Source organism: Legionella massiliensis (genome assembly GCF_000756815.1).
Taxonomy (GTDB): Bacteria; Pseudomonadota; Gammaproteobacteria; order Legionellales; family Legionellaceae; genus Tatlockia; species Tatlockia massiliensis.
In genome coordinates this window covers 94,400-117,729 of the sequence record NZ_CCVW01000004.1, presented here as the reverse complement: position 1 = coordinate 117,729, position 23,330 = coordinate 94,400, and the positions used below count along the sequence as shown (strand labels likewise).

Here is a 23,330-nt window from a genome sequence, read left to right as displayed (position 1 = left end):
CTTAAGTTCGAGAATCTAAGTGAGGAAACCAATAAATGATTACTAAAAAAATAATGTTAACTGCTGTTCTTGGCGCAGCAACTTTGTTCTCCGCCACATCCTTTGCTAGCTATTACCACCATCCCTCCTATCAACCACCAGTCCCCATGGTTAGCTATCATCATTATCAACCTAATATTTGGAGGAATATGTATTTTTCCCGCTGGGGGGTTTCTAAACGTTACTATCCAGGACACGGCAGATATTATAGGGACAGGGGTAATCGCTATTATCATCAACCTTATTGGCGATAGGGGTTAAGTTGAGGATACCCCTGTCACCCCTAACTCACGTCATCCAGAGCGCAGCGAAGGATCTCCTGAATGTGCACTGTGCTAATCGCAGAGATCCTTCGCTGCGCTCTGGATGACATAGTGTTGAAACAAGGAGGGACGTGACCAATTACAGACACTTGTGTAGAGACCTATGCCCCCAACGATGGGATGGGGGGGTTAACTTGGCAGCTTTTGTGCATTACGAATAGAAAGATCCTGCCCACTACCAGGCGCATCAAGCTCAGAAGACTCTTCAAAATCGAACATTCTTAGTGTCCCGGCTCTTCTAAGTGAACCTGTTAAACTAACTGTCTTCGATAGAGCTGGTCGTAAAGGTGATTGCGCTTTGTTCAGGAGAGTTTCAGAAGGACCCAATAGAGGTTCTGTTTCCTCGGTCATCTTCTCTGTTGAACTGGGTAGATTATAATCCACCACGCCTCCAATGATTGCTCCGCCGACAAGCAAAAAGCCAGTCAAGGCGATAGCAACAAGGAGTGGCATCAAATAGAAACAAAGCACTGCAAGACCAGCTCCTATTAATCCGCCAATAATCACTCCCTTGATAAAACCTTTATCAGCTTGCTCTGGCACAGAACTTATAACGACTCCTTGCTCCTGGCAAGCCTGCTCTTTTTCTAATTCAAGTTCTTGCCTCATTAAATTGAATGATTTTCTTCTTTCGGCAAGCAACTCCTGAATTACTGCTGTGGAATCGAGTTTTTTATCGCTATCTGAGTGTTCCTCATCACTACTTGGTCTAAACTCTTCGGGTTGCAAAAGAACTAGTGGTTCACTTGGTTTAGGCGGTTCACTAGCATGCTCTGGCTGGCTTGAAGGTGCTGCTTGCCCTGCAAATAGATTGACCTGCCCATCTGTTCTTTGCAAACGCTTCCGCATAGGCTTTACAGGTTGACTTGATTCGAAAGACGCATTTAATAAAATATCTTCTGCCTCGCGAATTTTTCTGGCCTTCTGTTTTCTTAAAGTGGGTAATAATCGATAACCATTATCAATCCATTTTTGAAGTCTATTAAAGCCTCTTAGCTCACTAGCTGTTAAGGTCTTTGTATCAGTCCTTTTCAATAAGAGATGCCAACGCGTAAAATACTCTTTCGCTACCTTACAGAGCTGCTTAAATTCTTTTATTGTGATACTGCCATTCCGATATTGCTTCTCAGCATCAAGAACCTGCTGCAGTAACAATTTGGCTCTTTGGGCCTGGCCTAGAAAATCCAAGCTCTTCCAGTTGATTGCCACATCCTTCCATACCGGTTCGATTGCTTCAAAGGGATCTTTTTCTTCCACCCTCTTATATCCTGTAACCTTTTCATAAGAGGTATATCCATGCCCCACATGGCGCACAGAGCTATACAGTCCCAACGCTCGATCACTTTTATCGATAATCCCGGGCTTTACACCTGCTTTATATAGTATAGGTTCGATGGTTTTTAGCAGCTTGTTATAGGCAGCTTCCTGATTTTCGGGGATATAAATAGTAATCTGCATCCCCTTTGATACTCGTAAAATATCTTGTAAGGCAAGATCTTTATCCTCCCTTGAAATGGAGCGAGTTCTTAAAAACTCGCTATCTGCCAATAGCATGACATCATGCAGGGTTTCGCCAACAATCCGTCGGGTTACTTTGAAATTTGGGACGTTGTTATCGATCAAGATTGGATACACGAGATCCCAGGCTTTCTCTAGATCATCTGGTGCTATGCTTATATGGATTTTCCAGGGCGAATCGGGTTCGTTTGCAATTGGAGTATCAGCATGAAAATTAGCAAAAAAGGTAGAATCTACAATTCTCATAGGTTCTTTATAGGAGCCCTTTTCATCTTTTTCATTAAATGCAGACCACTGGGAATCTACTCCACCCACAAAACCCTGATAAGGACCGACCCTAATCCTGGTTATTGTGGGATATAGCTGGTTTAAAGTGGAATAGGAAATATCATGCAGTTCGCCAATCGTTTTACCCATTTTACAACTCTCTTTTTGAATACTACGACAAAAAACGGGCAGATTGTATCATAAAAACCTAACTAAGGGGGAATGCTGGGCTTGTCAGCCCAGCTTAGATTTGCTCTCGGTGTTGCAGAGCAAGAATTGATTTATGAAACAAGCACGGCACTAGTTGCTTCAATCCTATCCCTATTGCCGCCTTTTCGATCCAATCTTTTAATTTCATTCATTTTCTGCTGCTCATCAACTTGATGAACCTTACATTTGTTCAATCCGGCAAGATCACAGCCAAGGTCAAACAACTCAGTCATATTACCCGCGGTAAGAATTTTACCATCAATAATGTCAGCTACCTTTGGTGCCTTTGTACCTACTGAGCCCGGAGTGTTAGCCGCTGCTGCCTCTTGAATTTTCATTGTACAATTCAACAGTGCTGCTGTTTCGCAGAACTCTTTGCGGGTTGCACCTTTCTCATCATAGGCAATCACTTCGCCATCAAGATCGTGAGTTACTATGCAGAGTGCATGTTGGTATTCCTCGCTTTGACCTGTGCGATCCTTGCCGCTTTTACAATTATTTTTAGTAGCACCGCCCATCGCCTCAACAAACATCTTTTTCAAGGCAATGATATATTCCTCTTGATTTCGGCTATCAGAGCCTACTGTCTTTGTAGAAGTTTTAGCTACCTTCCTAAATTGATTCTCAGTATTAACTAAAATTCGCAGATTCAATTTCTGTGCTTCGGTTAATTTTAAGCTATCAATATAGTTGGTTATTTGTTCCATTTGTGCATCAGAAATGGCTTTGCTACCCTTCATCAAAGGATCCAACACGTTGACAGAAGCCCCTTCCGTAAAATGGCCGACTACCCTAGCTAAAAATTGCATACCAATTCCGCGTAAGGCTGCTAACTCCCTTTCTGCCTGCTTTCCAGCTTCTTTTCCTTCTCCATGCCTAAAAGAATTGGTTGCATTGTTATGATGTAGAACTATAGAAGATGAAGAGACCAAACCATGATCTACTACATAGTTTACTGCCTGTCTCTGAGCCTCAATCAAAGCTTCATCCGCTTTACTCACTTTAATTGTGGCAACTTCAACGCTGTTGCTTAATAGTGATTGGATCAAGATAAGTCGTTGCGGTCTGTCAAGTTCATTATCTGTAAAAAAGTCACCCCAAACTTTATCGAAATTATGATCAGCGAGTTGTTCTAATTTCTCAATTTCTTGCAAGGTGTTCAAAACAGTTTGTAACTCACGATCCCCTTGTTGCATTTCATAAGTTACTGGTGTCCCTGATTTCATGCTGGCAGACTGTATTTCTAATGAGCCTGTTTCAGATTCGGCAATTAAATAGTTGACCCTTGCGTTTGCCAATCCAGGAGTATGTTGCATGGCAGATGACTTAAAGAGCTTCTCAAAATTTGCCCACTCAGGTGCGCCGAGTGTTTGCGGAATTCGGGCTAGATACCAAGCTTGCTCAGCTCGGTGAAGATTAGTAAACCACTGTGGCTTATTATCAGTACTGTGAATTCTCAGGTATTCCTGTTTTTGTCTTTCTGTAAGTTCGTGGTTGAAATTATTGTCAACCTGAACCACCTTGGAACCATCCTTACGGTGAGTGATAACTGCTAGTACCTTATTTTGATTATGTTGAGCTACGAAATAACGCTCGGCTTCACGAATTGGACCAACAACATTTTTAACATCTGTTTTCGCAAGTTTGGCAACTTGTTTATTTAATCCTTTGACAAAGTTATCCATGCTTTTGTTTACATCATCTAAGCCCTTAGTCGTATTAGCATCACTAATTATGTTATTGGAAAGTCTTGTCAGATACTCTCTGATCTTTTGCTTATCTTCTTGATTATCTGTTACCAGCCCCTGATCAAGCAGGGTCAATACCCCTGCAATAACACTTAATTTTCTCGTGGCCAATGAGTAACGTTTTTTATCTGTTTTTATTCTTGATGTTGGTTTTGCCTCATCATTATATTCAATTTTTATGACAACCTTTTCTCCAGGTTTTTGAGGATCTAAACGGCTATAGGTCCAATTGGGCTCAGGATGCTTTAATTGCTCTAAAACCTGCATTCTTTGCTCAATTTGAATTAATAGTGCTTGACTAGTAGTAGCAGATAGGATTTTGGTTAAATCTTCTTTTCTATATCTACGGAAATCAGCAGCATTCTCCCCCGTCACTGTTCTTGTGATTTGCTCGCTACTAGCCTCATTGGCAAACAGGGCAAAAGAGTTTTTTAACGCCTTCCGTGCTTCGATCTCGACGGGTTTTTCTACAAGGAGATGACGTGTTCCCTCGGTACGTTGCAGGCGTTTTAAGAAAGTAACTGTAGCTTTCGATGGTCTCTCATCCTCAGAACTGCTAGAGCTCCTAGGACTACTTGGACCACTTGAACTACTTTCCTCAACATCACTTGATTGACTTAGACCATCAGATGAGGTCGCTAAGGTCATTTCTAGACTATCTGAGCTGTTGCTTAAACGCAGCGAAGGAGTTCTTGAGGCAACAGGGAAATCGATATCAGATGAAGACGATCTATCAGGGCTTTCAGGCTGACTTAATAGAGGATTCTCAGCCTCATCATCAGATTTCGCTAATTCAAGTTTTGATTTAGCCTTATCAGAGGGAACGGTAGGTTTTTTAGCACTTTTTAGTTGTGCCTCATGCTCTTCATCGTCTTCAACAGTTTGCTCAACAACAACTGACAGGGCATCATTAGGATTTTGACCCAGATCATGCTCATGATCGTCAGATAAATCATCATCGTGATTGTCTTCATTCTGCAGTAACTGCTCATCCTCATCACTTTTAAGCTCTGCAGGCTTAGAGCTGAATAAAAAAGAAAATAACTGATAAGCTCCATAAACAATGGCGGCTGCAACAATGACTACAGTAATAAGAGCTAAAGCACCTATTCCAGCGCCGGCAGCAATCGCTAAGGCGCCTGCCCCTAAAATAGGAATAGCGCCCGTTGCTACAAGAGCAGCGCCTACACCTGCGCCTACTAGAATTAGTAAAAGAATTAATCCTGCATAGAAGAAACGTCTACGATTTGCTTGCCAAAAAGTCTTTTTTGCTACGGGAAGACCACTCTCAAGATCAACTTCAAACTCTTCGTTTTCACCAGCCATAATTACACCAAATATTGTACAACTGGTGTAATTTTAGCAGCCTATTATTAAGCAAATGTTAAGAATTAAAATCAATATGCAATTTTTTGAGCCATATTGGCATATTATTGTTTACTCTGAGCTGATTGGGTTTTTATGCAAGAGGAAAATTCGGTTTTCTATGGAGCCGATCCTTTCAAAGAACAACCTTCATTTTGTGGCATCAATTAATAGCATCGCCCCATAGATATCTACACAAGTGTAGCCTTGATACAGCGCAGCACTGAGCTGAGCGATCCTGACATTTTTTTAGTCAAAGTATCATTTAGCTACCTATATGAACATTAATCAGTTACTTTGACTTATATGACACATGCCTTCTGTTTAAAAAATGCCAGGATTCCTCAGAGCGCAGCGTAATTAAGGTTTCCTTTGACAAATTATAGCGAGAGGTAATAGGCCAGCCCCGCTCCAGTATCGAAATCCCGCGGCTTGACCGCGGGATTTAGGAATATCTCACTCCTTTGGGCAATTCCTTGCACTTCCACAATTTGAAAGTGTTACCGAATAAGGGTTTACCTCAGCAGCAACAGTTGCTGGCGACAAAGGCGTTAACACGCCATCCTCGCCTTTTGCATACATTGAAATAGAGTCAGAGTCGAAATTGGCCAGATAGGCATATTGTCCTGAAGGTTCAAAAGCGATTGCGGCTTGAGGCCCCCCGCCAGCATCAACTGAGGCTGGAGAAAGCGGCACTAGCACGCCATTTGAACTAATTTTAAACATGGAAATGCTACCATTAGAGCCATTCGGCCCCCTATTCGCTGAATAGGCAAATTGACCTGTGGTGTCAAAACTAATTGCCATAGGCATATATCCTGTCTCGACCGTTGCAGGATTTAAGGCAACTAACTCGCCATTTTCCTGATTAATCTTATACATCGCTATCGAAAAGGGCTTCCAGGAATTTGCAACATAAACATAGCGTCCAGAGGGATCCAGCGTAATAAAGCTTGGAGTTTGTGCGCCAGTCGAAATTTCGCTGGTTTCTAATGGGGTTAAGACGCCCGTTTCAGCATCCATTTGATACATAGAAACAGAGCTACCATTATAATTGGTTACATAGGCATAATTACCGGTAGGATCAAAGATCATTTGAAAAGGATATTCACCAGTGCTAACACTCGCTGGCGATAAGGCAGTTAAAGCACCTGTTTTTGTATCCCGCTTATACATATAAATACTGTTGTCGCTAGAGCTTGGGATATAAGCAAATTGACCTGAGGGATCTAAAATAGGCACCTGAGCATTAACACCGGCATCAACAGTAGCCGGGGAAAGCGCTCTTAGGCTGCCTGTTATCTGATCAATGCTATACATAGAAATAACACTATTCTCTGAATAGTTTCCAACATAGAGATTTGTTCCCGTAGGATCAATTAACAGAATACCGTTATTGGGTGCACTAACAGGGCTATTGGGCAGTGGACTTAAAACTCCCGTTGACTTATCGATAGAAAACATATCAATGCTATTAGCCTGATTATTAGAGTAACCAAAGCTGTCCGAAGGATTGAGAACAAGAGGCCCTGGGTTGTAACTGGTTGGAATACTTGCGGGATTAAGAGGAATCAACTGACCTGTTAAATTATCAATAGCATACATACTTAAGGTGTTAGATCCATTATTAGGAACATAGGCATAAGTGACTTGCTCGGTATTAGCTGCAAATACTGCCGTTGCAAAAGCAATACTCTGCAACATCAAAACTACAGCAAGTTGCTTTCTCATAAAACCATTAATCATCATTATTCCTTTTATTAATTAAGAGCAGCGCTTCCCCTTTACCAAATTCTCGGTTTGACCGTGGGTTCGGCGACGGTGCAAGAAACATAGATCCCGTGGTCAAGCCACGGGAATTCGGGGCCATTAGAATCGTATCTATCTATAACTGTCGAATCCCCGCGGGGTCTAGCAGTAGCAGATGATACATTCGAGCCGCCTGAATTCAGGATAATTAAAAGGGGGACCACTTTGGGTCCCCCTAAAAAGCACGCGCTATATTAACTCATATTTCATAAAAATTATTATTACTTTTTTTGATGAATAGGCAAAGTCATAGACACTATATTGATTTTATCGAGCACTAAAAATGTCACAATCAACAACCACATTCCTGCAAGAATCTCTATAAAAGCTTGGAGTGCATTAGCTCCCAAATAGCCCATAAGCACGACAGCAACTGTGGCGGTTGACATGTTTATAAAACTCATCATTGCCGAACAGCTTGCTTTATCAGCAAGAGCATTGGATGCAATCAATGAGCCCCCGGCGAACAATAAGCCGCTGAATAAATACAAACTCAGGGTGCTTAGGAAAAACCAGACAGCAGACGACGAGTGCTGTAAATCCATTAACCCCAGGCTTAGAATTCCCAGAATACAACCAGCAAAACCAATAGCGATTACCTGTTTTGCTTGCAATCGATTCAATAGTTTCTTCGCAAAGATTCCTCCTGCAAGCATGCCCAGCATATTAAGCAAGTTCCAATATCCGTATTCGGCAGACGATAGATGCAGGATCTGATGTGCAATCTGAGGCCCTGCTGCCGAAAAACAATAGCCAATGATCGAGCAGAAACCCACCACTAAAGAGAATAGAACCAAGTTTTGCGAAGTCAGGGCACGTGTATAACCTGTAAAAATTGTCAGGAAATTAATCGCCTGAGATTCGACTAAGGTCTCAGGAAAGGCAACGGTCCCGAGCAGCATAACCAAGCCATGAATTAGCAAAAACATAAAACAATAGGTCCAGCTTCCATATTCACTAATAATCCCACCGAGTGTTACAGCCAGGCCAATTCCGAAAGTAAAGGACAAAATGGTATAGGCCATTGCTGTTTTTCGTTGCGACTCAGCTAACCATTCATTAATAAGCATAAAGGTACAAGCCAACCCTGCGGCCGTTCCGAGTGCAGAGATCAGTCGTCCGATAAGAACTAAGGCAAATGAATTGCAGGCTAGGCTAAGCAGGCATAAAGAAACACCAAAAAGATTAATGATTAAACCAGTACGCAGAGAAAATACACGTCCCCAACGATTAGCGAGTGGTCCATAAAGTAGTTGGCCAAAAACATAGCCAAACAAAAAGGCTGAAACAACCCACTCAACCTGCCCAGCTTGCAAACCATAGTAGAGTTGGATTTGCGGCAATGCTGGCGTAAGAAATGCGGCTGAAAACGAGGCAATTGAGATATAACTAAGCAACCAAGCAATACGAAAATTTGTAACCATGATAATTCTCCATTGGTAAAATTATATTATAATGGTTAACAATTAATCGATTAAGATAGTTGCAAGTTAATAATTATTAACTTTAAGTTAATAAAAGACCCCTCATCCGCCCCATAGGTATCTACACAAGTGACTGTAATAGACGCATGTCATCCAGAGCGCAGCGAAGGATCTCCGGGATTAGCACGGTACCACATTCAGGAGATCCTTCGCTGCGCTCTGGATGACGTAGTGTTGAGACAAGGAGGGACGTGACCTATTAAAGACACTTGTGTAGATACCTATGCATGCCCCCTTCGGGCACCTTCTCCCCTGAGGGGAGAAGGTGCCCGAAGCGTCGGATGAGGGTCTTAAACTTGATTCGCCTTCAGGGAGAATGGAGAAACGAGGGAAGCCTGCAAGATGTGCCAAATACGACCTTTCTTTGAATAGGGCACAAATGCTAAGGGAGGACTTCTTCGTCTTCCATCTTCCCAAACACATCCTTCTTCGTATGATCTTCAGCCAACAACATATACATCGCAGGTACCACAAATAAGGTAAAGAGTGTACCAATTGAAATACCGGTAGCAATCACAAGGCCAATATTGAAACGGCTCTCAGCACCTGCGCCGGTCGCGATAATCAAGGGGATAACACCTAAAACCATTGCTGCTGTTGTCATCAAAATCGGCCGTAAACGAATTGCGGCTGCTTGCTGGATAGCGTCTCTTTTCTTTCTGCCGTTGATCTGCAATTCATTAGCAAATTCAACAATCAAAATACCATGCTTAGAAATCAAGCCGATGAGGGTTACCAGTCCTACCTCACTATAAATATTGAGGGTTGCCTCACCAATACCGAGACTCACAAAGATCATGGCGCCACAAATGGACATGGGAACGCTGATAAGTACGATCAGTGGATCACGGAAACTTTCAAACAAAGCGGCTAAGGACAGGAAAATAATAATTAGGGCGAAGAAGAAAGTTACAATCAAGCTCGATCCTTCCTGAATGAGCTGGCGGGATTGTGCTGCATAGTCAATATAATAGCCTGAGGGCAGTAGTTCTTTAGCAATATTTGCCATAGTGGTCAAGGCAGTGGCCATTGATACCCCAGGCAGGGCAACCGCTGAAATGGTTGCTGAATTAAGCTGCTGGAAATGGTTTAAGGACTCAGGAACAATTTCTCTTTTCAAGGTAGCAATTGTCGATAGGGGAACCGAGGCACCAGAAGCTGTCTTAATGTAATAATCCAAGATCTGTTCTGTATTTAAACGTGTATCACGTTTTGTTTGTGGGATAACTTGGTAGGAGCGTCCCGCATAATCGAAGTAGTTGATATAACCTTCGCTAAGTGCTGAGCCGAAGATATTACCCAAATCCTGCATAGTTAAACCGAATTGTGAAATCTTATCCCTATCTAAAACAATTTTAGTCTGTAGCTGATCAATTTTAAGATCCGGGTCAATATAAGCAAAGAGGCCGCTTGCATAGACTCGCTTTAAAATATTTGCAAGTACTTCATTGAGGTTATCAAAGTTCTCAGTTGTGGTGATAACAAATTGGATAGGCAAACCACTTCCCCCGCCAGGTAATGAGGGTAATTGGAAGGCGGCGATCTTAGCTCCAGCGATATTAGACAATTCTTGTTGAATCAAAGGTTGCAGCTGGTTTGAGGTGCGTTTGCGCTGATCCCAAGGTTTTAATACCATACCAATGATGGATTTGTTTAAGGAACCAGTACCATCAACCTGGAAGACATGGTCTGTTTCAGGGAAGGTATTAAAAATCTCGCGAACCCTGTTTGAATACAACTTGGTTTGATCCAAAGACGCATTGGCTGGAGCAGTAACCTGGGCAATGATGATCCCCTGATCTTCCTGAGGAGCCAATTCAGAATCAGAGGTAACGAACAAGAAATAGTTAGATAGCAGAATAATAACTGCAAAAACGGCAATGACAGGTAAATAATTCAACGATCTATCCAGCACCCGCTCATAGCGCTTTTCCAATCGCTTAAAGAAACCATCAACCTTGATCATCAGGCGCCCTTTATCCTCACCACCCGTTTTTAAAAATTTCGAGCACATCATAGGTGAAAGCGTCAAGGCAATAATTGCAGAAACGGTTACCGCCCCAACCAGAGAAAAGGCAAATTCGGTAAACAGAGCTCCTGTTAATCCGCCCATAAAACCAATGGGGACGTAAACAGCGATAAGAACGACAGTTATCGCCACAATTGGACCAGCTAACTCTCTAGTTCCAAGTATAGAAGCTTGTACTCTATTTTTGCCCTCCTCAATATGGCGTTGTATGTTTTCCACTACAATAATCGCGTCATCGACCACAAGACCGATAGCTAATACCAATGCTAAGAGGGTTAATAAGTTAATCGAATAGCCTAAGGCCAACATTACAAAAAAGGCTCCAATAATCGATAAGGGAATAGCAACAAGAGGAATGATTACTGAACGGATAGAACCCAAAAAGATAAAGATAACTCCTGTTACAATCAAAAAGGCTTCCATTAAGGAACTAACAACCTCATGAATTGATGAGTCAACGAATAAACTAGCATCATAGGTGATATTTGCTTTTAAACCCTGGGGTAATTCAGCTTCAATGGTGGGAAATATTTTTTTGATATTCGAAATTACGGTCAAAAGATTCGCAGAAGGAGCAACAATAATACCGATATAAACAGCCTTGCGCCCATCAAAGCCTACTGTTGAATTGTAGTTCTGAGCGCCCATATCTACTTCAGCAACGTCTTCCAAACGAATAATTGCACCGTTCTGAGCTTTAAGAATCATTTTCTTAAATTGCTCCACATTTGTCAGATTTGTACTTACCGTGAGATTTTGAATAAACATTTGTCCGTCAGTACGCCCTGCTGCCGAAATAAAGTCATTATTCGCTAAGGCTGCACCGACTTCTGCGGCTGAAATGCCATAACCTGCTAATTTGGCCGGATCAAGCCAAGCCCGCAGAGCAAAGGTTTGGTTACCTAATATTTCTGCTTTCTGCACCCCGTTAACTGCCTGCAATTTTGGCTGGACCACACGGATCAGATAGTCAGTAATTTTATTAATCGGTAACTCATCGCTATAAAAGCCTATATACATTGAGTCAATTGTTTGCCCTACAGACACGGTAATAACCGGCTGCTGTGAATTCTTTGGTAACTGGTTAAGTACAGCATTTACCTTGGTTGTAATATCTGACAAGGCTTTTAGCGGATCATAATTGAGCAGCAGGTTAACAGTAATTGTCGAAGTACTGGGAGTACTGGTCGAAGTCATATAATCAATACCATTTGCCTGGGCGATGGAATTTTCCATGGGGGTCGTAATAAAGCCGGCAATAACATCAGGATCAGCACCTGTGTAAGTGGTAGTTACTGTAACAATGGCATTTTCAGTAAAGGGATATTGCATTACAGGCAATAAATTAATCGAACGCAAACCTAATACCAAAATCAACAGACTGATTACTGTTGCAAGTACTGGACGTTTAATAAAAATATCAGTAAACGGCATTTGTTGCGGTCCTTAATTTGCGGTAATAGGTCAGCCCCGCTCCAGTATTGAATTCCCGCAGCTTGACCGCGGGATCCAGTGGTTAGAAGCTCTTCACTCTGAGCCCATAGATCCCGCGGTCAAGCCGCGGGAATTCGTGATGGGAGTGACCTAGTACAATTTGCGTAAATTCGATTATCTTTCTTTAATCTTCGGTGCAGCTTCATCACTTGGTTGCAGTGAATTATTCACAGTAATACGGCTACCATTTTTAAGTTTCAGCTGACCGCTGGTCACAACCGTGTCACCCAGGGACAAGCCCTTTAATATAGCAATCTGGTCGCCTCTGGTTTCCCCTACTGTCACAAAAACCTGGAGCACAGTGAGAATCGGTTTATTATCCTTATCCTTTTTGCCACTGTCTTTAACGATATAGGCAATATCGCCATAGGGGTTAAAGCTGATTGCTGATTGCGGTACTGTTAAATAGGTTTGGGGCATTGCGATATCAACTTCCACATTAGCAAACATACCAGGCGTTAAGAGAAACTTAGGGTTTGGCAGCGTTGCTTCCACCTGTACGTTACGGGTGCTTGTATCAACTGCAGGCTGGATAGTTGTAACCTTTCCGCTAAACACTTTATCTGGAAAAGTATCAGTCTTTACTTCAACAGTTTGTCCTAATTTCAGCTGAGATAAAGCTTGTTGTGGTAGATAAAAATCGGCATAAATTGGATCCAAGGCCTGCAAGGTTGTAACGGTGTCTCCAACATTGAGATACTGGCCAGGGTTAATGTTGTTAATTCCTAAGCGCCCTGCAAAAGCAGCACGTAGCGTCTTTTTCTCAACAGTTGCAGTTTGCTGTTCAACCTGGGCTTCCAGGTTTTTGAGATTCCATTCATCACTATCAACAACCTGTTTACTCACTGCATGTGCAGCAAACTGAGCTTTATCGCGGTTATAGGTAATCTTTGCTAGCTCAACCTGGGCCTGTAAGGAATGAAGTTGGCCAATTTCTGTTCCAGCATTCAACTGCACCAGCACCTGACCCTTTTCAACCTGGGCTCCGGGCGTAAAATAAATGGTCTGCACCATACCAGGCAATTCGGTAGTCACGTTAACACCTACTCGGGCGCGTAAACTTCCGACTGCTTTCAGCTTGGGCTGCCATAAAGAGGATTCTACTTTCATAGTTGAGACAGTCACAGCTGGGGACAGCATTGTGGCCATATATTTCTCGATCATTTTCCCCTTAATATATTTCCAGCCAAAGATCGAGCCGAATAATATACCCACCGCAACCAACATAATAATCATTTGTTTTTTCAAGAAAACTCTCTCTCTCTCTTAAAAATTTACTCGGATAACTTAATGCATTATCAAGAATCCAACCATTCTTATAAACACTCATTCACACACCAGGGTTTATGCCACCATCCACCACCCAAAGCTTGGAACAATGCAGCCGTATCAGCAAAGCGCGTAGCCTGAGCTTGAATTCGGTTAATACGGGTCTGCTCATACTGCTGTTGCGTATTCAGCAAAGCGATATAACTCGCCCCGCCCAAACGGTATTGTTGAATCGTCAGATTCAACGCTTGTCGTGCCGAATTTTCCGCAACGACCTGTGCACGTAAAGCTCGTGCATCTGTTTCCAAAGCGCGTAAGACATCCGCTACATTTTCGAACGCCTGTAACACAGTCTGCTTATATTGCGCCGCTGTTTGTTGAAAGGCTGCAATGTTGGCGCGTCGTTGAGCCAGCAAAGCGCCACCATGGAAGAGTGGCTGTGCCGCCTGCGCCAGAATACTCCATATGTTATTGGGTCCAGTGAATAAATTTGACAGCTGACTACTGACATAACCATAAGAACCACTTAGCGTAATCTGCGGCAGTAAATTGGCAGTTGCTACACCAATCTGGGCACAAGCCGCATGCATAGTTGCTTCTGCTGCTCGAACATCAGGACGTTGCCGCACAAGCATAGAGGGCAAACTAACAGGGATGTTAACAGGGAGCTTTAAGTTATCGAGCTTAGGTAAGGGCAAGGGTTCATCTGGGAAAGTACCAACCAGAGCAGCTAAAGCATGTCTGTTTTGCGATAAACTCTTTTGCAAGGGAGGCAAGGTCGCCTTCGTTTGCTCAAGCAAGGTTTGCTGAGTTAAGACACTCGCGTTTGAAATAGCACCTAGCTGATATTGCTTATTCAAAATGTTGTACACTTTTTGCTGTTCATTGATTAGCTGAATTGTCACATCAATTTGCGCCTGGTATGAGGCAACAGCCACAGCAGTTGTTACGATATTTGAAGTCAGGGTCAAATAGGTTGCTATCACCTGGAACTGTTGGTAGTCAACCTGAGCAGCATAGGATTCAATTTGCCGCCTGTTTCCGCCCCAAACGTCAAGGGTATAGGAGGCATTAACTGAGGCATTATAAAGATTAAAGGTAAAAGCCCGATCGCCTCCGCCAATACCACCAATACCAGTAGTCGAATAACGCTGTCTTTGCGCAGTCCCTACAGCATCGACTGCAGGAAGCATCAAATTGCCAATCTGCACATTCAAATTTTCCTGAGCTTGCCGTAGAGCAGCATTTGCAGCAGCAATCGTGGGACTATGGGCTAAGCCTCGGCGAACTAATTGGTTAAGCTCTGGGGAGCGAAATAATTCCCACCATAGCAAGGGTACATCCTTATCCTTAAGAAAACGTTGAGAGTCGCCACCAGGGGTTGGAGAACTAGCTGTTTTAGCAGGAAGGAGAGGTTTTTCTTCATAACCTTTAACTGGAGGAGCATCTGGTTTACGGAAATTAGGACCAACCTTGCACGCTGTCATACAAACAGAAGTCAAGATAATAAGGATAGCTCTGCTAATTCTTGGCCTAAAAATATCCACTTACAACATCCCTCGGATACAACGAATAATTTGATTAATCTACATGATATTAGCCCAGATGTTAAATCAAAAAATGTTTTTTTATCAAGACTCTTTTTGTTGAAATGGCGACTTCTCAATAAATCCGGCAAAACGTCATCTTGCACACAGTGAGAGATCTCCTAATGCAGGTACAAAGCCACATTCAGGAGATCCTTCACTTTGTTTAGGATGACGAGGCTCAGACTTATTGAGAAGTAAGTTGAAATGAAAAGGTGAAGTACAAGCTCCCACCCTCTTCGGCATAAAAGTGATCAGATATTGCATAGCCAACCACAGCAGCGCATTGTCCATTAATAAAAAGAAGAGGAATGCGGTCGCGTTGCCAAGGTGGGATAGACCAATCCTGCATTAATTTCTTAAGATGCTTGTTTTGTCCGCGCCAATAAAATAATTCACCCCCTTGGCGAAACCGTATTTCGATTTGAGCTTGCTCTGGGAGTAAAAGACCTTGTGCAACATTATTAGCAACTAAGGTTCCTAAACCTTCTATAACCACGGGTTGTGGAAAAAGCAGCCAGGTCATTGCACTTAGGGGTTGGCTTTCTTCATCTGCCATTAGATAAAGCGCTTGCTGATAACGTCTTACACAGCCTCCCTGCCAAGCAACTTTGGGTTGAGCATCATCACGGGCTTCTATCACTTCACTAATAAGGCGATTGAAAGTCAGTGTTCCTGGTAGCCTAAAATTATTCGCTTTAAACCAAGCTCGCAGGACATTTGTAATCCTTGCCTCGGACAGCCTGTTTAATCGAACAAGAGGTAAAATCCTAGAAGCAGGTGAAAGTTCAGGGCAATCGAGTTTTGCCAAATCATCTAAATTAGATTGTGCCTGTTGGCAATGACTGGCTGTACGGGTCAAATTGTTAACTATCGCAGGCCAGCGCGAATCTAAGACTGGCAAGACCTCATGTCTGAGAAAGTTTCTGTTAAAGGCAGTATTCTGATTGGATTCATCTTCAATCCATTGAAGTTGATACTCTCTAGCATAGGTTTCGAGGTTTTGACGACGTTGTTCAAGAAAAGGGCGAAGAATTTTTGCCCGGCCAAAATCTTTAGATTCTGCCATGGCAGCCAGGCCATCAATCCCTGTGCCGCGGAAAAGTTGTAAGAGTAAGGTTTCCGCCTGATCATTCAGGTGGTGACCTAGAATTAAACAATCCTCATCGCTAAGCAGGGAAGCAAAAACTTGATATCTGGCCTTTCGCGCTTCGTCTTCTATATTGGCATGACGGGCAAATTCAACTTCTTTTGCTTGCAAAGCGATCCCTAGATTCTTGCAAAAAAGCTGACAATGCCTTTGCCAATTGACAGCATTTGGACTGAGTCCGTGATTAATATGTACAGCTAGCAGCTTCTGAGCCAAACCTGGCTGGTTAGCCAGGCTATGAAGCAAGACTGTCGAATCTAGGCCGCCACTAAAACCAACAATCACTCGCTTGTATTGGTCTAATTGTTTTAGCCATTCAACACTAAGCAGAGAACTAGTCACAGGCCCCCATTGCCATGAATTTCTCGTATCGTTGTTGCAAAAGCTCATCCATTGATAAACGCTTGAGCATGCGTAGTTCATCAATCAAAAGCTCTTTCAAACGTGAAGTCATATCTACAAGATTGCGATGCGCCCCACCTAAGGGTTCTTGAATAAGATTGTCTACCAGGCCTGATTCATAAATTTTATCGGCTGTAATCCCCATCGCGCGCGCTGCTTCACTCGCCTTAGCCGAATCTTTCCAAAGAATAGAAGCACAACCCTCTGGAGAAATAACTGAATAGATAGAGTATTGCAGCATTATCACCCTATCGCCGACACCAATAGCTAAAGCGCCACCAGAACCCGCTTCGCCGGTCACAGTGCAGATTATCGGTGTTCTCAACTGAGCCATTTCAAGCAAGTTTCTTGCAATAGCTTCTGACTGGTTACGCTCTTCAGCCCCTATTCCAGGATAGGCGCCGGCTGTATCAATGAAAGTAAAAATGGGGATTTTGAATTTTTCTGCCATTTTCATCAGGCGCAAGGCTTTCCGATATTCTTCCGGGCGAGCCATACCGAAATTTCGATAAACTTTTTCCTTGGTTCGCTTGCCTTTTTGATGGCCAAGAATCATAACGGCCTCGCCATTTAAGCGTGCCAAGCCACCAATAATTGCTGGTGCACAAGAATAATGCCGGTCACCATGCAGTTCTTGGAAATCGGTGAAAATATGTTCAACATAATCAGTCGTTTGCGGACGAAGAGGATGCCTTGCCATTTGTGCAACCTGCCAAGGTTCCAAATTGGAAAAGATATTGGCTGTTAGCTCTTCGCTTTTTGCTTCAAGGCGGGCGATTTCTTCCGTTAAATTGACTTCATTATCACTGCCCACCATGCGCAGCGCATGAATTTTTTGATTCAACTCCTCGATGGGTTGCTCAAAATCCAAAAATTGTCGACTCATTTACATACTCGTTGGCGATTTTTTTAATGCGCTATGATAACCGCAACTTCTTTTTGACGCTACCATTCCCTGCATGAAGCTCCCATTATTCCCCTTCCTATGGTTAAATTAGCGTCCCCTCTTCATTGAGAGCCCCAACTATGCTGTTAAATGCCCAATTGATCTCAGCTAAAGACTGCTCTTTGCAGGACAATTGTATTGATATCTGGGAATTCCCCTTGGATGAACTACCTCCTTTGGCCAGCTCCTTTCTCAATGAAACCGAATTAACGCGCGCCAATCGCTATTATTTTGATCAACATCGACGCCGTTTTACTGTTGCCCGTGCCTCGCTACGCCTTATACTTGGGCTTTACATAAAGCAAGAAGCAAGACAACTGACCTTTAGTTATAACGATCATGGCAAACCTAAACTGGATAATCTACCAACTCTGGAATTTAATCTTAGCCACTCTGGTGAGCTAGCCCTGCTTGCAGTAGGCCAAAACCAGCCCCTAGGCATTGATTTGGAGTTTTTCTCCGAGCGACCTTATGATGGAATCGCTAAAAACTTATTTTCTCCGCAGGAATTGGCGCTCTTTCTACCCCTCCCAAGCTGGCAAAAGCCACAGGTTTTTTTCCATATTTGGGCGCAAAAGGAAGCCTTTATAAAAGCCAGCGGTCTGGGATTAGCCTATCCAACCGCGCTCTTTACTGTTCCGCTCTATTCACCAGCGCATGCGCTAGTCAATGATAGTGTCCACCACCGCGATTGGTTATTAGAATCATTTATGCCTAAGGTAGGATGCAATGCAGCACTCTGTCATCATCCTGAGATCCAGACAATTCGCTATATCCGTGTTGACAAGGCTAAAGAGCTTTTTAATTAATGTGCAAATTGCAATTATGGTTGTTTAACTGTTCAGCAAAATAACATATACTTTGCGTTTTTTACTAAATAACTAATGTTATGAGTCATACAAACAGAAGGTTAATCGATCGAATTCCCCCTGATTATCGTGACTATCTAGGCTATTATCCTGATACCCTGTTTTACCAGCACGATAGCATCCAATATCGCCAGAAATTAGCCCGTTTAGCGCAAGCCTCTTATCTTTATTCCGATGGTTATACTGTAAAATCCGCAAGTTACTTTAGATATCTCTTTGAATCTTTTAAAGGCTGGTTTGGTTTTACCAATCATTGCCAACCGGAAAAGGCGCAGCTGGCTTTGCGAAAATTTACTTTTTATGGTTATTTACGAGGTTACACGCAACCTCAGGGGCGTTTGCAAAAACTTGGCATCGATGCAGAGTTCCTTGAACTTGTTTCCAGACCTAGAACCAGTGAGAATTCACAAGAGCTTCAAAATAAGCTGATTGAATTTTGTATTGAAAATGAATCGGGTTTGGAAACTATTTCCTCTAATGTATTACCGCGAATTGCACAGAACTATCGTTTTGGTACTGTATTGTTTCGCATGGGTTTCTGGTCAGAGATTCCTAGTCTTGATCCACAGAATGAACAGCTGATTCAACTCACTGTTCAACGGCTTGAGTCCGAAATAGAACTCCCCTCCCCTTATAGCTTTATTCCAGGGAGCAAATATGCCCTTGCTGCTGCAAATTGCTATCTTGAGCGAGCAAAGGCAGCTAAAGGAAGTTATTTTTATGGTTGGTCCTATGTCAGCAATAGCCAAGCAAATGCTCAGAGCGCCCTAGAGCAAGCTCTTACCTTTGATCCAGAAATAAGCTCGCGTGAAAAGACCATTTACATTGAGTATTACTTAGAGAAAAAAGAATTAGCCAAAGCAATAGCACTTATCCATCAACTTGATGATCCGGAACAAGCACTAAAATATATCAGAGACGGAAAATACTCTGAGACGCAATTACAGCAATGGGTAAAGAAAGATTCCTGGCTAGCTTCTGTATTGTCTACTTCTTATTTAATGCAACGGAATGACCGTGAAACCCTCGAGTTCGTTGATAATTTACATTCAAATCTTCCGGAGCAACGCCCTGTACAAGCCTTTAGCTTATTAGTATCCCAACAAAAATATGATGATGCTTATAGCCTATTCGCTAAAAGTAAAGGAACGCCTTTCTTGGATGAGGATATCGCGGAAGTTGCTAATTTCTACAGCGAAGAGAGTGAGAGACTTTATAAGCAAGGACACGGCTATAGACAATCCAAGAATTGGAAAATGGCTAAAGAATATTATTTGAAAAGTGCATCGATGAAGCGAAGGGCCAAGGAATTAGAGCCTAATGATGAAACTAGAGAAAATGAATATTTTGCGCACAAACGCTTATATGCTCAGTTATTAATTGATGCGGATATTGAGCTAAATTCGATAGACCAATGTCAAATTGAAGAAATCCTCAAAGCAGTTAAATTCCTTAGAGAATGTAATTCAACTGATGATCGTGAACAGAAATATAATCAAAAAGCCTTGGCAAAAGGCCTAATGAGACAGGTCGATTATCTGGTTTTTCGTGTACTTACGCCGACAACCTATGATGCGGACTATCAAACCCGAGTGAAGCATCTCGCAGCAAATAAAACTAATTTCGAGAACATGAATACGGCGCTGCATCAAATAATCACCTTGCTCGATGGCACAAAGGATAAGCAGCTAAAATTAATCTTAGGTAAGGCTTACTTTTTATTAGCTGATGTTGCTGACTATTTTAGTTTAGAAGGCTCTTCCCCGAGTTTCTATATCAAGGCGCAAGAAACTGTTCCGGATAACCCCTTCTACCTCCTTCGACGTAGCGAAAGATTTCCCGAAGATAAAGAGAAATATCAAAGGCCTGGTATTGTCCGATTAAAACAGCTAGGCTTTGCTGTTATTGACTGGCTTGATTGGGACAAAGAACGCTGGCAGCGCGACTATCGGTCTGCACAGATAAAAGATATCCATTACTATCAGAGTGATAGCCAGGTATTAGGGTTGCAGCTGAGATCTTAGGCCAGATGCCGCGCGATTTCGGGATAACGCTAACCACCGGATCCCCGCGGCATCAACCCATAGATATCTACACAAGTGTCTGTAATAGATGAGCTCTGTCCCCCTAAGGCACGTCATCCAGAGCGCAGCGAAGGATCTCCTGAATGTGGCACGGTGCTAATCCCGGAGATCCTTCGCTGCGCCCTGGATGACGTAGTGTTGAAACAAGGAAGGACGTGACCTTATTACAGACACTTGTGTAGATACCTATGGCGCAGCGAAGGATCTCCTGAATGTGGCACGGTGCTAATCCCGGAGATCCTTCGCTGCGCTCTGGATGACGTAGTGTTGAAACAAGGAAGGACGTGACCTTATTACAGACACTTGTGTAGATACCTATGGCCATCAACCGCGGGGTCTAGCACATAAATTTAATTTCATTATCCCACCACCTGCGCTATGCTAATTCTGCTTTGCATCTACTAATAAGGATATTTTATGACAAACGCAAAAACTGAGATTGAACAGGAAGTTGACACATTAAAGCGTAGCTGGGGCTGGCTCTTAGCTTTAGGCATTTTATTTGTCATCTTAGGTTGTATTGGTATGGGTATGGTTGTTGGTTTAACTCTCGCCAGCATGCTCTTTCTTGGTGTCTTGCTCATCATCGCAGGCTGCTCACAGTTTGTGGATGTCTTTAAGGCTAAAGGTTGGGATGGTGTTGCCTGGCATGCTCTTATTGCTGCTTTATACATCATCGGTGGTTGTGTTGTTATCTACGATCCCTTTTTAGCCTCATCAATAATCACAGCGGTACTAGCAAGCGTTTTGATTATTATCGGCCTTACGCGCTTTTTAATGGCTATTAAACTAAAGGGTTCTCCAGGCTGGGGCTGGCTATTTTTTGCAGGAATTATTGCCATCATTCTAGGCGTCATGATTCTGATGCAATGGCCAATTTCTGGTTTATGGGTCATTGGTCTATTCATTGCCATTGAAATGATCGTAGACGGCTGGACCTATATATTCCTGGCTCTTGGCCTTCGCCGCTCAAGCTAGGTAAATAAGAACTGCTGTCATTGCGAACAGAGTGAAGCAATCCAAGGTTCAGGGCTCCAAATCCTGGATTGCTTCGTCACTAGGTTCTTCACAATGACGGCGACTAAGTTACTGCCTCTACCCTTCTTTGCTATAATCCCTCGCCAGAACAAATTGCCCTGATACCCTAATGAAACAATTCAGCAAAACCCAATTAGCCCTACTTCACCTACTTTCTGATGGTCATTGTCATAGCGGCAATGCCATTGGTGAAAAACTTTGTGTATCACGTACAGCCATTTGGAAACACATCAGCCAATTGGCTGATTTGGGTTTAGCTATTAAACGAATTCCACAACAAGGCTACCAACTCACAAAACCTATGAAACCACTGGACGAACAGTTAATTCGCCAGCATTTAAAAAATAGACTCTTCGATAAGGAACTCAATTTTCATCTCTTTGCGGACATAGGCTCTACCAATCAGTTTTTAAAAGAATTAAGCGATGACGTCTCAATCAATATCTGTTGTGCTGAAAAACAAAGCCAAGGCCGTGGCCGTTTCGGGCGCCAATGGGTTTCTCCTTTTGGTGAAAATATTTACTTCTCTGGCCGTTGGCAATTAAATTGCTGTTTATCTCGCTTATCGGGTCTTAGTCTTGTCGTTGGTTTGGCTATTATGGCTAGTTTGGCTGATAGCAAAATTCACCAGGACATTCGCTTAAAATGGCCAAACGATGTGATCTGGGAACACAAAAAACTCTGTGGGATTTTGATAGAAGTAATTGCCGAAACAAATAGTTGTGCGCAAGTCATTATTGGCATTGGCATGAATGTCAATACAGCAACCCATGAGCAACCTCTCGCAGATAAACCTTGGTGTTCCTTGTATGAAATAACGAACAATTATTATGATCGCAATGGCTTAATTGCCAATCTGATTCTGTCCTTAAACCACTATATGGACAAATTTTTACTCTCTGGTTTTACTGTCTTTATGGATGAATGGCATACCTTGGACTACCTACAAGATCAACAGATTACCGTTTCGCAACCAACTGGTTCTATCAGTGGCCAAGCCTGTGGCGTCAACGAACAGGGGCAGCTCTGCCTTCGCGACAATCAGGGTACGATGCACTATTTATCCTCAGGTGACACATCTTTAAGTGCCAATGCACAATTTACACAGGAATAGGTCACTCCCCTTCCGTCATCCTGAGCGTAGCGAAGGATCTCCTGAATGTGGCAAGGACGTACGTCATGTCGAACGTAGAGAGACATCTCCTTATGTGTAGCACGTGCTAATCCCCGAGATCCCTCACTATGTTCGGGATGACGAGGTCTTTATCGATGTTTGCCCAAAAGGGGCTGGGGTGCTCAGGATGACGGGCTATGTTAGGCTGACAGGGGCGACCTATTACTTTCCACAAGGATAAAGGATATTAGATCTATTCGTTTAGTAAGGGGAAAGTTTTCTATGAGTGTAGTCCCGAGTTTCGAACGATCCTGTTCGACTCGGGACTGGAGGACTGCGGAATGAATCCGGTGTTATACAGCTTCTTCTTCAGTATCTGGTGTTTCTTTTTCTTGTTGAATACGCAGGTATATTTCTTCGCGGTGTACAGAAACATCTTTTGGTGCATTAATACCTAGGCGCACCTGGTTTCCTTTTACCCCTAAAACAGTGATATTTACATCATCACCAATGATCAGTGTTTCACCGATACGTCTGGTCAAAATTAACATGACAACTCTCTCCCTTCTACAAGACAGTCACCTCC

The 23,330-nt window shown here is 42.9% G+C and carries 15 protein-coding genes; 5 read left to right on the top strand and 10 right to left on the bottom strand.

Going from position 1 to position 23,330, the window contains the following annotated elements; genetic code table 11:
* Positions 1-35 precede the first annotated feature (35 nt).
* Positions 36-293 carry a hypothetical protein gene (locus tag BN1094_RS15290; RefSeq protein WP_044012019.1) on the top strand — a complete coding sequence of 86 codons (258 nt, stop codon included), beginning with the start codon at positions 36-38 and terminating at the stop codon, positions 291-293.
* A 198-nt stretch (positions 294-491) separates the two neighbouring features.
* Here BN1094_RS15290 and BN1094_RS15285 read toward each other — a convergent pair whose 3' ends face one another.
* The 9 genes from BN1094_RS15285 to BN1094_RS15245 form a co-directional block, all read right to left on the bottom strand.
* Positions 492-2,297 (bottom strand): phage holin family protein, encoded by a 1,806-nt coding sequence (locus tag BN1094_RS15285; protein WP_044012018.1) that lies wholly within the window; start codon positions 2,295-2,297, stop codon positions 492-494.
* Between the two features lie 131 nt (positions 2,298-2,428).
* On the bottom strand, positions 2,429-5,431 hold the full coding sequence (locus tag BN1094_RS15280; protein ID WP_052403331.1) for a hypothetical protein: 3,003 nt from the start codon (positions 5,429-5,431) through the stop codon (positions 2,429-2,431).
* A gap of 495 nt (positions 5,432-5,926) precedes the next feature.
* Positions 5,927-7,216, bottom strand: coding sequence for a lactonase family protein (locus tag BN1094_RS15275; RefSeq protein WP_044012017.1), 1,290 nt, complete (start codon positions 7,214-7,216; stop codon positions 5,927-5,929).
* Between the two features lie 284 nt (positions 7,217-7,500).
* On the bottom strand, positions 7,501-8,703 hold the full coding sequence (locus BN1094_RS15270; protein ID WP_044012016.1) for an MFS transporter: 1,203 nt from the start codon (positions 8,701-8,703) through the stop codon (positions 7,501-7,503).
* 442 nt (positions 8,704-9,145) lie between these two features.
* The gene (locus BN1094_RS15265; protein WP_044012015.1) at positions 9,146-12,226 is read right to left on the bottom strand and encodes an efflux RND transporter permease subunit; all 3,081 of its coding nucleotides are present in this window, start codon (positions 12,224-12,226) and stop codon (positions 9,146-9,148) included.
* A gap of 174 nt (positions 12,227-12,400) precedes the next feature.
* On the bottom strand, positions 12,401-13,534 hold the full coding sequence (locus BN1094_RS15260) for an efflux RND transporter periplasmic adaptor subunit (protein WP_342666487.1): 1,134 nt from the start codon (positions 13,532-13,534) through the stop codon (positions 12,401-12,403).
* Positions 13,535-13,602: 68 nt separating this feature from the next.
* Positions 13,603-15,102 carry an efflux transporter outer membrane subunit gene (locus BN1094_RS15255; protein ID WP_245614371.1) on the bottom strand — a complete coding sequence of 500 codons (1,500 nt, stop codon included), beginning with the start codon at positions 15,100-15,102 and terminating at the stop codon, positions 13,603-13,605.
* A gap of 226 nt (positions 15,103-15,328) precedes the next feature.
* Positions 15,329-16,633 (bottom strand): tRNA lysidine(34) synthetase TilS, encoded by a 1,305-nt coding sequence (gene tilS / locus BN1094_RS15250; protein ID WP_176695318.1) that lies wholly within the window; start codon positions 16,631-16,633, stop codon positions 15,329-15,331.
* A complete protein-coding gene (locus BN1094_RS15245; RefSeq protein ID WP_044012012.1) occupies positions 16,626-17,579 on the bottom strand; it encodes an acetyl-CoA carboxylase carboxyltransferase subunit alpha in 954 nt (317 codons plus the stop codon). The genes tilS and BN1094_RS15245 overlap by 8 nt, the downstream gene beginning before the upstream one ends.
* Positions 17,580-17,719: 140 nt before the next feature.
* Between BN1094_RS15245 and BN1094_RS15240 the strand changes: the two genes are divergently transcribed.
* From BN1094_RS15240 to BN1094_RS15225, 4 genes are all read left to right on the top strand, one after another.
* Entirely contained in the window at positions 17,720-18,448 is a 729-nt protein-coding gene (locus tag BN1094_RS15240; RefSeq protein ID WP_044012011.1) for a 4'-phosphopantetheinyl transferase family protein, read from the top strand.
* Between the two features lie 80 nt (positions 18,449-18,528).
* Complete coding sequence (locus BN1094_RS15235) at positions 18,529-20,532, top strand: hypothetical protein (RefSeq protein WP_044012010.1); 2,004 nt, start codon at positions 18,529-18,531, stop codon at positions 20,530-20,532.
* Between the two features lie 477 nt (positions 20,533-21,009).
* Positions 21,010-21,570 (top strand): HdeD family acid-resistance protein, encoded by a 561-nt coding sequence (locus BN1094_RS15230; RefSeq protein WP_044012009.1) that lies wholly within the window; start codon positions 21,010-21,012, stop codon positions 21,568-21,570.
* 169 nt (positions 21,571-21,739) lie between these two features.
* Positions 21,740-22,744 carry a biotin--[acetyl-CoA-carboxylase] ligase gene (locus tag BN1094_RS15225; protein WP_044012008.1) on the top strand — a complete coding sequence of 335 codons (1,005 nt, stop codon included), beginning with the start codon at positions 21,740-21,742 and terminating at the stop codon, positions 22,742-22,744.
* Positions 22,745-23,097: 353 nt separating this feature from the next.
* Here the strand turns inward: BN1094_RS15225 and csrA are convergent, their stop codons facing one another.
* The gene (gene csrA, locus BN1094_RS15220; protein WP_044012007.1) at positions 23,098-23,295 is read right to left on the bottom strand and encodes a carbon storage regulator CsrA; all 198 of its coding nucleotides are present in this window, start codon (positions 23,293-23,295) and stop codon (positions 23,098-23,100) included.
* Positions 23,296-23,330: the final 35 nt, after the last annotated feature.